At 54.9% G+C, this 13609-nt stretch carries 13 protein-coding genes; 6 read left to right on the forward strand and 7 right to left on the reverse strand.

Annotation, left to right across the window (positions count from 1 at the left end):
• Window positions 1-110 precede the first annotated feature (110 nt).
• Window positions 111-1526 (reverse strand): MFS transporter, encoded by a 1416-nt coding sequence (locus TH2_RS07010; protein WP_008889711.1) that lies wholly within the window; start codon window positions 1524-1526, stop codon window positions 111-113.
• Window positions 1527-1633: 107 nt separating this feature from the next.
• The gene (locus TH2_RS21240; RefSeq protein ID WP_157193917.1) at window positions 1634-1903 is read right to left on the reverse strand and encodes a hypothetical protein; all 270 of its coding nucleotides are present in this window, start codon (window positions 1901-1903) and stop codon (window positions 1634-1636) included.
• A gap of 57 nt (window positions 1904-1960) precedes the next feature.
• On the opposite strand from TH2_RS21240, the gene TH2_RS07015 reads away from it, so the two are divergent.
• Together TH2_RS07015 and TH2_RS07020 are read left to right on the forward strand one after the other, a co-directional pair.
• Window positions 1961-2923, forward strand: coding sequence for a TAXI family TRAP transporter solute-binding subunit (locus TH2_RS07015; RefSeq protein ID WP_008889712.1), 963 nt, complete (start codon window positions 1961-1963; stop codon window positions 2921-2923).
• 74 nt (window positions 2924-2997) lie between these two features.
• Window positions 2998-4764 carry a TRAP transporter permease gene (locus TH2_RS07020; protein ID WP_008889713.1) on the forward strand — a complete coding sequence of 589 codons (1767 nt, stop codon included), beginning with the start codon at window positions 2998-3000 and terminating at the stop codon, window positions 4762-4764.
• A gap of 69 nt (window positions 4765-4833) precedes the next feature.
• Here the strand turns inward: TH2_RS07020 and TH2_RS07025 are convergent, their stop codons facing one another.
• From TH2_RS07025 to TH2_RS07040, 4 genes are all read right to left on the reverse strand, one after another.
• The gene (locus TH2_RS07025; protein ID WP_008889714.1) at window positions 4834-5025 is read right to left on the reverse strand and encodes a PLDc N-terminal domain-containing protein; all 192 of its coding nucleotides are present in this window, start codon (window positions 5023-5025) and stop codon (window positions 4834-4836) included.
• A gap of 121 nt (window positions 5026-5146) precedes the next feature.
• Window positions 5147-6346: a BaiN/RdsA family NAD(P)/FAD-dependent oxidoreductase gene (locus TH2_RS07030; protein WP_008889715.1), complete on the reverse strand. Its 1200-nt coding sequence runs from the start codon at window positions 6344-6346 to the stop codon at window positions 5147-5149.
• Window positions 6347-6413: 67 nt separating this feature from the next.
• Window positions 6414-7457, reverse strand: coding sequence for a GGDEF domain-containing protein (locus tag TH2_RS07035; RefSeq protein ID WP_008889716.1), 1044 nt, complete (start codon window positions 7455-7457; stop codon window positions 6414-6416).
• 217 nt (window positions 7458-7674) lie between these two features.
• A complete protein-coding gene (locus TH2_RS07040) occupies window positions 7675-8691 on the reverse strand; it encodes a GGDEF domain-containing protein (protein WP_008889717.1) in 1017 nt (338 codons plus the stop codon).
• A 471-nt stretch (window positions 8692-9162) separates the two neighbouring features.
• Between TH2_RS07040 and TH2_RS07045 the strand changes: the two genes are divergently transcribed.
• Window positions 9163-10122, forward strand: a complete 960-nt coding sequence (locus tag TH2_RS07045; RefSeq protein ID WP_008889718.1) for a TPR end-of-group domain-containing protein — start codon at window positions 9163-9165, stop codon at window positions 10120-10122.
• Between the two features lie 80 nt (window positions 10123-10202).
• Here the strand turns inward: TH2_RS07045 and TH2_RS07050 are convergent, their stop codons facing one another.
• Complete coding sequence (locus TH2_RS07050; RefSeq protein ID WP_008889719.1) at window positions 10203-10880, reverse strand: D-lyxose/D-mannose family sugar isomerase; 678 nt, start codon at window positions 10878-10880, stop codon at window positions 10203-10205.
• A 236-nt stretch (window positions 10881-11116) separates the two neighbouring features.
• Between TH2_RS07050 and TH2_RS07055 the strand changes: the two genes are divergently transcribed.
• Genes TH2_RS07055 through TH2_RS07065 form a run of 3 tightly spaced genes read left to right on the forward strand, consistent with a single transcriptional unit; the run spans window position 11117 to window position 13539 of the window.
• Entirely contained in the window at window positions 11117-11851 is a 735-nt protein-coding gene (locus TH2_RS07055) for an SIMPL domain-containing protein (RefSeq protein WP_008889720.1), read from the forward strand.
• A 48-nt stretch (window positions 11852-11899) separates the two neighbouring features.
• On the forward strand, window positions 11900-12646 hold the full coding sequence (locus tag TH2_RS07060; RefSeq protein ID WP_081579289.1) for an rRNA large subunit pseudouridine synthase E: 747 nt from the start codon (window positions 11900-11902) through the stop codon (window positions 12644-12646).
• Between the two features lie 5 nt (window positions 12647-12651).
• Window positions 12652-13539, forward strand: coding sequence for a 23S rRNA (adenine(2030)-N(6))-methyltransferase RlmJ (locus TH2_RS07065; protein WP_008889722.1), 888 nt, complete (start codon window positions 12652-12654; stop codon window positions 13537-13539).
• Window positions 13540-13609: the final 70 nt, after the last annotated feature.

Below are 13609 nucleotides of genomic sequence, written 5' to 3' on the forward strand. Positions count from 1 at the left end.
GGTTCACAACATATGGGTTGAAGCAGGCCCGGGTCCACAGCCGGTTTCAAAATTGCGGGATGTTTTCCGCATTATGGAAGCCTGATCATTCTGCCTCAATCGACAGACGTTCACATCTTCTTGTCTTCATTCGGATCCGTCGTGCCGTCCGTGTCTGCCGGCGGTACCTGTCCGATGTCGTCGGGATGTGCCGTGCCGTCGGGGGTCAGCACATCTTGCAGATCATGCGGGTCCATTGGTTTTGTTTCACTATCTGGCTCTGTGCTGTCGTCTTCGTCATTGAGACTGATGTCGTCGGTAATCGGTGACAGCTCAAACGCCATTGGCGTTGTGCGCGGTACGGCAACGAACTGACCCTGTTCCTCGATCGAGATACGACGGCCAAAGCCAGCGCGGTACGTGGCAAAGCTCGCAACGCAAATGCCAACGATTGAAAACAGTACAGGCAAGGCCCACGGGCCGAAATAACCGATTGCACTGGATCCCAGAATTGGACCAAACGCAGCAGACCCACCATAAATGATCAGAAGACCACCTGACGCAGGAACGATGTCCTCGGGCTCAAGGTAGTCATTCACATAGGCCACAGCCAGGCCGTAAACCGGCATGATGAACACGCCCGTGATCCCGCCCCAGACTGTTAGATTGTCGCGGACAAGATCCGGCGCAACCAGCGGGAAAAATCCACAGATCGCAAGCCCGGTCAGAACGAAAATCATCACATATTGGCGCGGCACCATGTCCGAAATCTTGCCGATCGGAAATTGCATGATCATGCCGCCCAGAATGACGAAGAACATGAAATAGGCGATTTCATTGGTCGCAAGTCCGAGGTCGGCGGCAAAGACTGGCCCGACGCCATAAACCGCCCCAGAAAGCACGCCTGCACCCGATGCGGCAACGAAGCCCAGCGGGGAAATCTTGTAAAGGCGGCGGAATGTCATGCGTTCACCGCTGACCGCCGACGGCGGTGGCTGACGGGTCAGGGCAAGCGGAACAAGCGACAGCGACAGCAGCACAGAGGCCACCGTAAACAGCTCGAAACTGCTGACCGGGGCACCATTGAGCAACAGCTGACCAATCGCCAGCCCGCCAAGCGAAACCGTCATGTAAATCGCAATCGTCCCACCGCGCGATGTATTGTCCGCTTGCGCATTCAGCCAGCTTTCAATCACCAGATACAGGCCCGAAACACACAAGCCGGTCATGATGCGAAACAGCGACCAGGTAATCGGATCAACCAGAACGGCATGTAAAAGTGTGATGGCCGATGCGGCCGATGCCAGTGCGGCAAACGTCCGGATGTGGCCGACCCGGTTGACAAGGCTCGCCCCCCAGATGATGCCGGCAACGAACCCGATATAATAGGATGCCATGATGATACCGGTATAGACCGGCGCAAATCCCTCGGCGGATGCACGCAGTGCAAGCAGCGATGATTGCAGAGATGCCCCACTATTTAGCGCAAACGCGGCGAACAGCGTTGCAGACAGTGCAATAATAAGGGCGACCGGCGAACGCGGCATGGCATCCTCGTTTGAGTTTCAATCAGGCAGGCACCCTGCGGCAAGGGGATCGACCGTGTCAATCCTTACAAGCCCTTGGCACACAAGGGGAATAGTGCATTTTGTGTTTAACACCACGGCGCACAAGAAGTTCCGCAAAAATTATGAACCTTCTTTAATCCTGCTTGGCCCACGCGCATAGTGCCGGTTTCGCGCAACTGATATGTGTAAAGCGGCTTTACTTGGCGCCAAAGCAGGCTTTGTTCGGTGAAAATCGCACAAGCAGCTTGACCTTGGGGGTGTTGATGCTTTCTATGGACCGAAATCAGACGCAATTTGCCAAAATTCCCGCGATCCGGGGTTGGATTTTGCGTTTCGCCACCAGACTTCAGGTTCATTGATGATAATCGGCATTCAAGCCAACTGATGAACCGACCATACAAGGGGAGGAAACCTTGAAAATTTTGCGCACACTCGGTGTGATTGCCGCCGGTATGATGGCCTTGTCCGTGGCGAATGCCGCGCAGGCTGAAACCCGCGTCACCCTGAAATCGGCCAAGGCCGCGTCATCCTATTACCAGATGGCCGCCCAGTTTGCCGAGGCGATGAAAACCGGTACCGATGGCGATATCATCGTCACGGTCGAGGAAAGCCAGGGTTCGGTTCAGAACGTCATGGAAGCCATGGTACGTCCGGGCAATTATGTCTTCACCTCCCCGCCCGGTCTCGTAAGCCTGGCACAGAACGGCAAAGGCCCGTTCGACGGACGTCCGACCGAAAAGTTTGCCGAAGTCCGCGCCCTGTTCCCGATCCCGTCGCTGACCATGCATTTCGTGATGCGTGCTGATTCCGGTGCGACCAGCTTTGCCGATCTCGAAGGCAAGACCATTCTGCTTGGCAAGGGATCCTTTGGCGCGCGTGAAGGTGAAAAATACCTTCAGCTGTTTGGTCTTGAAGGCAAGGTCGATCTGGCCGATGCCGAACTGTCCAATGCGGTGGCCGCCCTTAAAAACGGTCAGATTGATGGCTTTGTGACCGCTGGTTCCTGGCCTGCCCCGAACGTGATCGAGGCCGCGGCAGGAACCGACGTCATTGTTCTGTCGCTGTCCGAAGATCAGCTTGCCGAGACCAAGCGTGACAAAACCGTCATCCCGGCCGGGACCTATAACGGTCAGGAAGAAGACATCACCACTGCATCGCTTTCGGTTGTTGCCTTTGCCACCACCCAAATGGATGCCGATACGGCTTATGCGCTGACCAAAACCTTCTGGGAGCAGAAGGCGAAAATGGGTGAAAGCTCTTCATGGTGGAACGGTGTCAGCCCGGAAATGCTTGCCAACATCACGGGCAAAATGCATCCCGGTGCGCTGCGTTACTATGACGAAGTCGGGTTTTCCATCCGCGACGATCAGCGCTAAGTGCTGATCAGATAACATGTTCAAGGCCCGGCAGTTTTGCCGGGCCGTTTCTTGTCAAACAAGCCATTTAGATTATGTCAGCCACCACTCGTCCCTTCTGGATCGCCCTTGGCGCCGTTTCAATTGCCTTTCACCTGTGGCTGATTTTTTCAGGATTGGTTCCCAATCTTGTTAGCCGCCCGATCCACATGGCGCTTGCCCTGCCTTGGGCGCTGATCTTTGTTGCCAAAACCCGTGCACAGAAAATCTCTGGCATCGTCCTGACGCTGATTGGTCTGATTGCGTGCGGTTGGATCGTTGCCAATCATCAGACGCTTGGCGATCAATACGGTTTCCTGATGGGCAATAGCCAGATCATGCTGGCAGCGGCGTTATTACTGATTGTGCTTGAAATGGCACGTCGGGCAATCGGCTGGCCGTTGCCGACGGTGGCGGCAATTGCACTGCTCTATGCGCTGTTCGGGCAACATATTCCGGGCGAGTTTGGCCATGCCGGGCTGCCAGTTGAAAGTATGCTGGGCACCCTGACCATCGCCGAGGGCGGCCTTTGGGGCAGCCTGACGGGCGTGTCGGTCAATATCGTCGCGATCTTCGTTATTTTCGGGGCGGTTTTGAATGGCGGCGAGGCCGGTCAGGGCTTTATGAATGTCGCAGGTGCCGCCGCCGGTCGGCTTAAGGGCGGGGCGGCAAAGGTTTCTGTTGTATCATCCGCGCTGTTTGGCTCGATATCGGGGTCTGCATCGGCCAACGTGGCCTCGACCGGGGCGATTACCCTGCCTGCCATGACCAAGCTTGGTTACCCCAAACGTCTGGCGGCTGCGGTTGAGGCCGTAGCATCCAGTGGCGGGCAGATCATGCCACCACTGATGGGGGCAGGGGCGTTTGTCATGGTGGAACTTACCGGCAAGCCTTATGTCGACATCATGGTCGCGGCCATCTTGCCGGCTGTCCTTTACTTCCTTGCCGTCTGGGTTGGCATCAATGCCTTTGCCATGCGCTATGATCTTCCCGGCGTGCCAAACGAAGATCGCCCGAACCTGCGGTCGGTCGTAATCACATCGGCCTTCTTCCTGGTGCCATTTACCATTTTGCTTTGGGGCATGTTTGGCGGTGGTTACACACCACAATATGCCGCCTGTCTGGCGCTTCTGGCCGGGGCAGCTTTGCTGTTGCTTGATGCGGATCTGACGGTTGATTTGCTGCGCAGCAAACAACGGTTTGCCGATGTTTGCCTTAATGCCGGACGTCAGGTGGCAATGATCGGTTCGATCATCTTGTGCGCGTCGATCGTGATCGGGGTTCTCGGCCTGACCGGACTTGGTGTGAAGATCACCTCGCTTCTGATTTCCGGATCGGGTGGCATGTTGTGGCCGGCTCTTTTGCTGACGGCACTGGCTTGTCTGATCCTAGGGATGGAAGTCCCGACCACGGCGGCCTATGTGATTTGTGTTTCGGTTGCCGGGCCCGCGTTGATAGAGCTCGGGCTTGAACCGCTTCAGGCGCATCTGTTTGTGTTCTGGTTTGCGCTTTTATCGACGATTACGCCGCCGGTTTGCGGGGCGGTGTTCATTGCCGCGGGCATGGTCGAGGAAAACTGGCTCAAGGTCGCCGGAACGGCGATGGCGCTTGGCATCGGGCTTTATATCGTGCCACTGGCAATGATCGCCAACAGCACGCTGATCGAACTTGGCAGTGATCCGGTTTGGGCGATCATCGCCGGGCTTAAGGTCGCGGTGGGTTTGACGGCCATTTCATATGGCCTGATCGCGCCCAGACCTGTCTGGCAGAGGATCGGCATGGTTGCACTTGGTGGTGCAGTGATTTTTGCTGCGGGTGTTTAGAACCACGAAAAAAGGCCGACAGTTTCCTGTCGGCCTTTTTCGTCATTGAGGGAAATGATTTAACCGGTTTTAAGCTGTCGCGCGTCCGCTGCGCGGGCCAGCAAAGAACCAGATAATCAGGCCAAGAACCGGCAGGACAACAACAAGTACTGTCCACAATACTTTTGCACCGGTGCTTGCACCGCTGCCCATGATATTCACGATTGCCCAGATATCGGCAATCAGGACGAGAAGTCCGATAATTCCACCATATTCAAGCATGTTCCAACCTCACATTTGTTGCTGCGGTATCTGTACCGCGCTTACAACTCAAACGATTGGTTTTCTTGTTTGTTCCCGCACTGAATTCAATCAGTGCATCAGGCGGGTTGGGAAGGGCAGTTTAAACCACCTGTCCGGCAGACCAGCCCGATGACCATGCCCACTGGAAATTGAAGCCGCCAAGATGGCCCGTGACATCAACCACTTCGCCAATGAAATAAAGGCCGGGTACGTCACGTGCTTCCATTGTTTTCGACGAAAGGGCATTGGTGTCGACACCGCCAACCGTGACCTCGGCCGTGCGATACCCCTCAGTCCCGCTTGGTGTCAGGGCCCATTGATTGACATCCATCGCCAATTTGCGCAGTGCCTTGTCACCGGTTTCGCCAATCGGGCGATCAAGGCCATGGGTGGCGGCAATCATCTGGGCAAGGCGATTTGGCAATATGCGTGACAGAACCGTGTGCACCGCCTGTTTCGGGTTTTCACCCTTGGCCGTTTTCAAAAGATCGAACGCATCTTCTTCCGGGTTAAGGTTCACCGTAATGCTGTCGCCCTCGTTCCAATAGGATGAAATCTGCAAGATCGACGGGCCGGAGAGACCTCGGTGGGTGAACAGCAAACCTTCGCGGAATTGCTTTTTGTTACATTGAACAACGGCATCAACGGAAATGCCCGAAAGTTCGCCAGTACGCGCACGCAAATCCGGATCAAAAACAAACGGCACAAGTGCGGCACGGGTCGGAATGACATTAATGCCGAACTGACGTGCGATCTGATAGCCAAAGCCGGTAGCACCGATTTTCGGGATCGACAGGCCGCCACATGCGACAACCAGTGATGAACAGGTCCATTGCGCGCCAGTGCGCGTGGTGACATCAAAGCCGCCATCGTCGCGTTTGATGATGTTTGAAATCTCGGTATTAAGCTTGATCGTCACATCGGCGGCATTGCATTCATCAAGCAACATATCGATGATCTGAAAGGACGATTCATCGCAGAAAAGCTGGCCGAGTGTCTTTTCATGCCAGGCGATATTGTGCCGGTTCACCAGATCAATGAAATCTTGCTGCGTATAGCGTTTAAGCGCTGAAACACAGAACCGCTTGTTTTCGGAAATGAAGTTTTCCGGGCTGGTGTGGATATTGGTAAAGTTGCAGCGCCCACCACCGGAAATGCGAATTTTTTCCGCCGGTTTGGTCGAATGATCAACCACCACAACGGTTCTTCCGCGTTTTCCTGCTTCAATCGCGCACATCAGGCCGGCCGCACCCGCCCCGATGACAAGAACATCAATCTTTTTCAAGCCCGTCAGATCCATTCATGTGAATTTCGGACCTGCTTATACGTGGAAAACGTGGCCTTGTCAGTGCCAGTGGCGCAAATACCTACTCGGCGGCGATGCCTCTGGAACTCGGGGGTTTTAGGTCCCCGCGTTTGCCGGCGGTTTTGGATTGTTCAATCTGTTGTTCGCTTGCAACCTGATTGCGGCCGTTTTCCTTGGCGAAGTAAAGTGCCCTGTCGGCCCGTTCGATCAATTTGGCGGCCGGTTCGCCGGGCCGGAATTCAGCCACCCCGATTGACGCCGTCGCCTTGCTGATGATCGTCTTGCCGCTTTTGGTCACGACCTTGTGGCTTTCGATATATTGACGCAGCTTGTTGCCAAACAACACGGCATTGCCAAGCGACGTGCTTGGCAGGATGATTGCGAATTCCTCGCCGCCATAACGGGCGGCAGTATCCTGGCCTTTGATATTGCGTTTCAGCGATTCTGCCATCAACCGGATCACCTGATCACCGACCTGATGACCATAGGTGTCGTTGAACTTTTTGAAGTGATCAATATCAAGAAGCAAAAGGCAAAGCGGCTGACCGTCTTCCATGGCATGCATCATGCCACCGCGCAGTTGCATATCGAATGCCTTGCGATTGGCAATGCCGGTCAGCCCGTCGGTCATGGCTTCGCGTTTCAGATTTTCCATATCTTCGCGCAGACGGTTGATTTCCGACGAACTGTTCGTCAACCGGCTTTCAAGGTTGCGATTGACGCCCTCCATCTCGCGGGTGGCGCCCAGAAGGGTATGAAGTGCCTGTTCAAGATTGCTGAGGTTGCGGTTCTTGTCCCCGACATAGGAGCAGAAATGATCAAGCGCCTTTTTGTATTTCCGTGTGTCGACGCCGACCTTGTTAACAGTATCAAGGATGCTGCCCAACTGCGCGCGCAAGTCGTTTGAAATGCGTTCGATGATTTCGTTTTCGCGCTTGTCGCTGAAGAAACGGGTATGGAGTTCTTCGCACTGTGCTTCATCAAATTCGCGATGGTTGCTGCGCAGAATGTCGATCGTGCGGCAAAGATCGAAGTTCGTATGCGCGACATAGGTAAAAAACAGCTGGAAATTGTCCGGATGCGAAACCACACCCAACTCTGCCATCAGTTTGTTCGCAGCGTTGCTGTGCTGTTGAGCTGTTCTGTGATTAAACCCGTACGCGCTCATCAATTGCCTGCAGTAGAATTATGTCGCCATAAGTTTCGGCAACATCCTATGCAAACGCATATGCGAAAGGTTTGATTTAAATCATCAAATCCCCCGTAATCCGGGGGATTTTTGATTTCACATGATAAAATAGGTCAATTGTGATGGGGGACGCTTATGCGCTTTCTGCGCGATTGATCGGCTGGATCAGAAGATCATTCTGGTTCATCACACAGTTTCGACCATTCGCCTTGGCAAGATAAAGCGCCTGGTCGGCACGATCTATCACGCGGGTCAGGGGTTCACCCAGCTGATACGTCGCAACCCCGACAGATGCCGTGATCCGGCCCAGATCTTCGTTGCGATTAAAACTTCTCAGATGAAGAGCCTCGATTGATGCGCGAATGTTTTCCGCGACCCGCATAGCGTCCGCAAGCGTCGTGGCCGGAAGGACGACGGCAAACTCCTCACCGCCATAGCGCGCGGTGGTGTCGCGTCCCTTGACATTCTGCTGCAGGGTCTTGGCCAATGTCCTGATGACTTGGTCGCCAGCTTGATGACCATGTTTGTCGTTGACCCGTTTGAAATGATCAATGTCGATCAGAAGGATGCTCAGGGGCTCCCCCCGTTCCATCGTTGTCATTGCTGCATCGCGGAGGCTTTCGTCAAAGGCCTTGCGGTTTGCAATCCCGGTAAGCCCGTCTGTGTGGGCTTCGCGTTTCATTTCCTCAAGATCAAGAAGCAACTGGGTGACTTCGACCGGTGCCGGATCGGCATCGTTCACGCCTTTTGCGCCTTGTTGTGCGTTGGCCCGGTTTTCCATCCCCAAAAGATCGTGGGCAGCATCCCGCAGATCGGCAGTGCTGATGACGTCCTTGCCTTTTGCCAGTCGATCAATCAGATCGGAAACCTGCCGTTGCAGCTCATGGGACATGGTTTCACGCAGAAGCTCTGCCCGACTGGGTTCGATAAACCGCTGATAAAGCTCGTGGCATTTGACATCATCCAGCGCACGCTTGTTGCCGCGCAGAATATCAATCAGCGCAACAAGGTCATCGTTTGATTTTTCGACATAGGCAAAGAACACAGCATAATTGATCGGGTTTGCACTCAAACCCAATTCATTGATCAATTCCAGCGCTTCGCGCGACAGCGCGTATGACCGCTGCCGGTATTGTTCTTGCTGAGGCATTCCTGGGAACCTGAAGGAGTGATATCGTCGGATGTAAAGGCACTTCTTTAAGTCTGGGCCGCGCATTTCGCACACGCAGTATATCAGCTTTCCCACATGCGCGTACAGAGCGCAGCGGTTGTAGTTTTATTGGTTTGTTCACGTCTAAGCCCTAGGGTCCAAGCTCATTCAAATGACCGACCCGGCAATTGATATGAGAGAAATGGCAAGGAAAAGCCCGCAGATCGGGGTGCCCCCCGGTCAAGGGATTTGACGCAGAGGCTTTCTCTCATATCAATTGTCCTTTGGATCACCCGGATTTGCACGGGCCACTTTGTCGCAAAACCTTGAAAGATACATATCTTCCTGCGGTTTTGCTTCGCGTATCCGCACAAATCCGGGTGACCGGGACGATTATTTGAATGAGTGTGGACCCTAGTCTGCCTTTGTCAGGAAACGGCTTCGATCCGGAAAAGAAAACGGGATAAAAAGATGCAGAAACTATCGGCTTTGATGGCTGCTGTCGTGGTGGCGTTGGGCTTTGTTTTGTCAGGTGACGTTGCAAACGCCCAGACCAGCGGTTCAACAGACCAGACGACGGTCAATGGCCAGGTCACAGACAGCACGACCGATGTTCCATCGATCGACTATCGTCCCCTGTCTGCCGAGGAACGGTCCAACATGCCACCTCTGATGGAACGCTATGTGCTTGATGAGTTGAAAAACCTTCGTACCGAAATGCAAGGCATGCGTGCCGAATTGCTGCGCGAGGTCGTTAACCGGCAGCTTGAGGCCATCGACAAGGCTATTTCCTATTCATCGAACACCGTGACTTACTTCTTCTATTTCGTGGCGGCCGTCGGTGCGCTTTTGACCATGCTGGGATGGCAGTCTCTGCGCGAATTGAAGTCAAGCGTGCGCAATCTGGCCAATACCGAACTGCAACGTTTGTCGCAGGAATTCGAAGGGCGGCTCACCTCGCTTGAAAACGAATTGCTGTTGAAATCCAAACTGATCAACGAACATCAGCACGAGATCGAACGCACCCAGACCATCCATGCCCTGTGGCTGCAAGCCAACCAGCTCAGCAATCCGCGGGCAAAGATCGAAACCTATGACAAGATCCTCGAACTCGCACCGGGTGATCCGGAAGTCATGGCCTATAAGGCGGATGCTGCTTTGCAGCTCGGGGATCGTGACTGGGCACTAAGTCTTTGTAATCGGCTATTGGCGGAGGCCCCCGAAAACGCCAACGGGTACTATCAGCGTGCCTGTGCCAATGCCGGCCTTGGTTTCAAGGAAGCAGCCCTTGCCGACCTGCAACGTGCTGTTGAATTGTCTGATACCATGCGCCAGCCCGCCTGGGTCGAGGAAGAATTCGAACCGCTCCGCGACATGCCGGAATTCACCCAGATTCTCGGCAAAAAGGAAGACCTGCCGCCAGCCGAGTAACCCGGGAAATATAAGTCACATACGAAAAAGCCCTGCAGGATTGCTGCAGGGCTTTTTGATATCCGGGTATGTGCAGTCGCTTAGCTGCTTGGCAGTTCGTTCCACAACGGGTGGATCGGTGCGACGTCTTCTTCAATCTTGGTAAAGCGCGCATCGCAATCAAAGAAGTAGTTATCGGTCAGATCGTCATTGACCTGCGACACTTCACCCACGATCACCGGACCCTTGCCCTCTTCGCCATAGAAGCGGTGGATCAGCGTACGCGGCAGGGTCACACTTTGACCCGGTTCCAGAACAACCTTGCCACCTGCGGGCAGGATGTTGAGTTTGCCGTCGGTGCGCACGCGAACTTCGTTTTCGCGGTCCATCTGGCCGTCTTCGGTCAGGTTGCACAGCTCGATCACCAGGTTGCCGCCGCCACGTACAATGATGTCTTCCATTTTGACCTTGTGGTAATGCCACGGGCATTCCTGATTTTCGCCAACGATCATGATTTTTTCGGCATAGGGCACTTCGCCCGGCTGGCGCAGGATGCCGTTGCGCAGGCAAAACAGGATCAGGCCGCGCTTTTCAAAATTGCCTTCGCCGTAATCGGTGACATCCCAGCCCATCTGATGGTTGCGGCACCATTTTGCCAGATCAGGTTCAGCTTCCCATTGTGCCGGGCTGTAATGCGCCCATTCCGGCAGTTTGAACGCGATGGATGCATAAAGTTCCTTGGCATGCTCGATGCAGGCATTGATTTCAGAACGCAGCATGGTTGACCTCTTGTGGCATTTGGCATGATTGATTGGGCCGGGTTTTACCACGCCCGAATGGTGAATGCGATAGTTTTTGAATGCATTCAATGCATTTCGATTTCACACTGCGGGTCTTGGCAGTTCCTATCACAAGCTGCCCCGCAATCGCCGCTTTTCAGCGCAATACAATGAAAATCATACAGTGTGATATCATGTTTGCGATATCGCCCGAAACTGGACAGGGGAACTGCATCATGTCGCAATCATCGGGATTTGCCAAAGTTGTCGCGGCAATCGTTGTCGCCGGGGGGCTGGCCGCATCGGGCTGGCTGGTCGGGACAGGCATTGAGAACATGCGTGCCCTTGATCGCTATGTCACGGTCAAGGGACTGGCCGAACGCGATGTAAAGGCCGACAAGGCCGTCTGGCCGATTACCTATGTTGCGACTGATGATGTGCTGCAAAATGCACAGGCCAAGATTGATGCTGATACAAACACATTGTTTGAATTTCTTGCCAGCCACGGCATAGGACGCGAAGCGACCGAGCTGCAAAACCTTCAGGTAACCGATCAGCTTGCCCAGTCCTATCGGTCCGGACCGATTGAAAGCCGCTATATCGTCAATCAGACCATTCAGGTCCGCACCGATGATGTTGATGCGGTGGCTGCCGCATCCCAGGATATCGGCAAATTGTTGCAGGGTGGTGTTGTTCTGGGCGGGCAGGGCTATAACCCCGGGCCGAGTTACCTGTTCACCGGTCTTAACGATATCAAACCGGAAATGATCGCGGCCGCCACCGCCAATGCCCGCGAAGCAGCCCAGCAATTTGCCGCGGATTCCGGTGGTGAACTTGGCGGTATTCGTCGCGCGACACAGGGCCTGTTTCAGATACTGGCCGCCGATGGCGCCCCCAACATGATGGAAGCCAACCAGATCAACAAGACCGTGCGCGTGGTCACCACCATGGAATATCTCATCCGCGATTAGGGGTTGAACTGAGTTGACAGCCTCGTCAAAGCTGGTTTTATGCGCGCCATGGCGCAACTGATCCTGTTTAACAAACCCTATGGCGTTTTGACCCAGTTCACCGACCGTGAAAACGGTCGGGCGACCTTGGCCGACTATATCGATCTGCCCGGCGTTTATGCCGCTGGCAGGCTTGATCGCGATAGCGAGGGTTTGTTGCTTCTGACCGATAACGGGCCGCTGAACGCCCAGATCGCCCATCCGAAGTTCAAGAAACCCAAAACCTATCTGGTTCAGGTCGATGACGAACCCACTGACGCCGCACTTGATGCCCTGCGCCGCGGGGTAGAGCTTAAAGACGGTATGACCCTGCCCGCCAAGGCCCGGCGGATTGATGAACCGGCCGGGCTTTGGGAACGGGATCCGCCGGTGCGCTATCGCAAGGCGATCCCGACAAGCTGGATCGAACTGACCATTACCGAGGGCAAAAATCGCCAGATACGCCGCATGACCGCCGCCGTCGGGTTTCCGACTTTGCGATTGATCCGGCATGCCATCGGGGACTGGACGCTCGATGGTTTGGCGCCCGGCGAATGGAAGGTGATCGAGGTCGATGCACCGCCTGCCACCCATAGAAGGCTATCCCCCGGATCGGCCAAGCCGCCGCGCCGTAATCAGTTGCCCGATGTTACCAATGCGCCCAATGCCGACGACAAAGCCAATATCGCGCGTGAAGGCGTAAAGGCGGGCAAAAGTCCACGACGCAAGGGCGGGTATAAACCTGCACGCCACCGTTCGCGCCCAAAGAAAGGATAGCCGCCATGCTGAGTTACCTGCACGGCTTTCATGCCGGGAATTTTGCCGACATGCACAAGCATGCCGCCCTTTGGCTGATCCTTGAACATTTGCGCAAAAAGAAAAAACCTTTCTGTGTGATTGATACCCATGCCGGATCGGGCTGGTATGACCTTGGCAGTGAACAGGCCGCCAAAACCGGCGAGTGGAAAGACGGTTATGCGCGCGCCAAGGACGGTGCCAATGCACCCGAAACGCTGCAGCAATTCTTAAACTATGTCGCCGCGTTTGATCCGGTGGCCAGGGGCCGTGATTATGGGGTACGCGAAGGCGATGGTTACCAAGGTCCGTTTTACCCGGGATCACCATTTATCATCCGCGATATGCTGCGCGAAGATGATGAACTGGTCCTGATGGAACTTCATCCGCGTGAACATGAAATGCTTCATCACCGGGTCAAACGTGATGCGCGCATTCATCTGCACAAACGCGATGGCTATGAGGGTGTTGTTGCGATGATGCCGCCCGCCATTCGTCGCGGACTGGTTCTGATGGATCCAAGCTATGATGTGAAACAGGATTATCAAAAGGCCGCCACGGCAATCCGCGAAGCCTGGGAAAAATGGCCAACGGCGACTTTCATGCTGTGGTACCCGATCCTGTTGGACGGGTTTGATGCCGACCTTCGCAAATCGTTTGCCGCGATCAAGGCATCGGGTGGTGTTCTATGTGCCGAACTTGCCACTGATCAGGGTGGGGCCAAGGGCCGCATGCGCGGTACCGGCCTTCTGGTCATCAATCCGCCGTGGCAGTTTGATCAGCAACTGGGCGATATCGGAAACTGGCTTGCGAAAACCTGCAAACTACCGGGGCCCGCAAACCATCAGATGCGATGGCTGGTGCCCGCCGCATAGACCCGCTGCAAAGAAAAGAGGCCCCGAAGGCGTGATGCCAGCGGGGCCTCGATGCGTTGGGACGCATTGG

Origin of the sequence: Thalassospira profundimaris WP0211 (assembly GCF_000300275.1) — a bacterium.
GTDB classification, from domain to species: Bacteria; Pseudomonadota; Alphaproteobacteria; order Rhodospirillales; family Thalassospiraceae; genus Thalassospira; species Thalassospira profundimaris.

Coding starts and splice junctions, on each gene's coding strand:
- TH2_RS07060 (WP_081579289.1), top strand. CDS start 11,900: ATGGCGCAACTGATCCTGTTTAACAAACCCTATGGCGTTTTGACCCAG.
- TH2_RS07040 (WP_008889717.1), bottom strand. CDS start 8,691: ATGCCTCAGCAAGAACAATACCGGCAGCGGTCATACGCGCTGTCGCGC.
- TH2_RS07035 (WP_008889716.1), bottom strand. CDS start 7,457: ATGGCAGAGTTGGGTGTGGTTTCGCATCCGGACAATTTCCAGCTGTTT.
- TH2_RS07010 (WP_008889711.1), bottom strand. CDS start 1,526: ATGCCGCGTTCGCCGGTCGCCCTTATTATTGCACTGTCTGCAACGCTG.
- TH2_RS07055 (WP_008889720.1), top strand. CDS start 11,117: ATGTCGCAATCATCGGGATTTGCCAAAGTTGTCGCGGCAATCGTTGTC.
- TH2_RS21240 (WP_157193917.1), bottom strand. CDS start 1,903: ATGAACCTGAAGTCTGGTGGCGAAACGCAAAATCCAACCCCGGATCGC.
- TH2_RS07025 (WP_008889714.1), bottom strand. CDS start 5,025: ATGCTTGAATATGGTGGAATTATCGGACTTCTCGTCCTGATTGCCGAT.
- TH2_RS07020 (WP_008889713.1), top strand. CDS start 2,998: ATGTCAGCCACCACTCGTCCCTTCTGGATCGCCCTTGGCGCCGTTTCA.
- TH2_RS07030 (WP_008889715.1), bottom strand. CDS start 6,346: ATGGATCTGACGGGCTTGAAAAAGATTGATGTTCTTGTCATCGGGGCG.
- TH2_RS07045 (WP_008889718.1), top strand. CDS start 9,163: ATGCAGAAACTATCGGCTTTGATGGCTGCTGTCGTGGTGGCGTTGGGC.
- TH2_RS07050 (WP_008889719.1), bottom strand. CDS start 10,880: ATGCTGCGTTCTGAAATCAATGCCTGCATCGAGCATGCCAAGGAACTT.
- TH2_RS07065 (WP_008889722.1), top strand. CDS start 12,652: ATGCTGAGTTACCTGCACGGCTTTCATGCCGGGAATTTTGCCGACATG.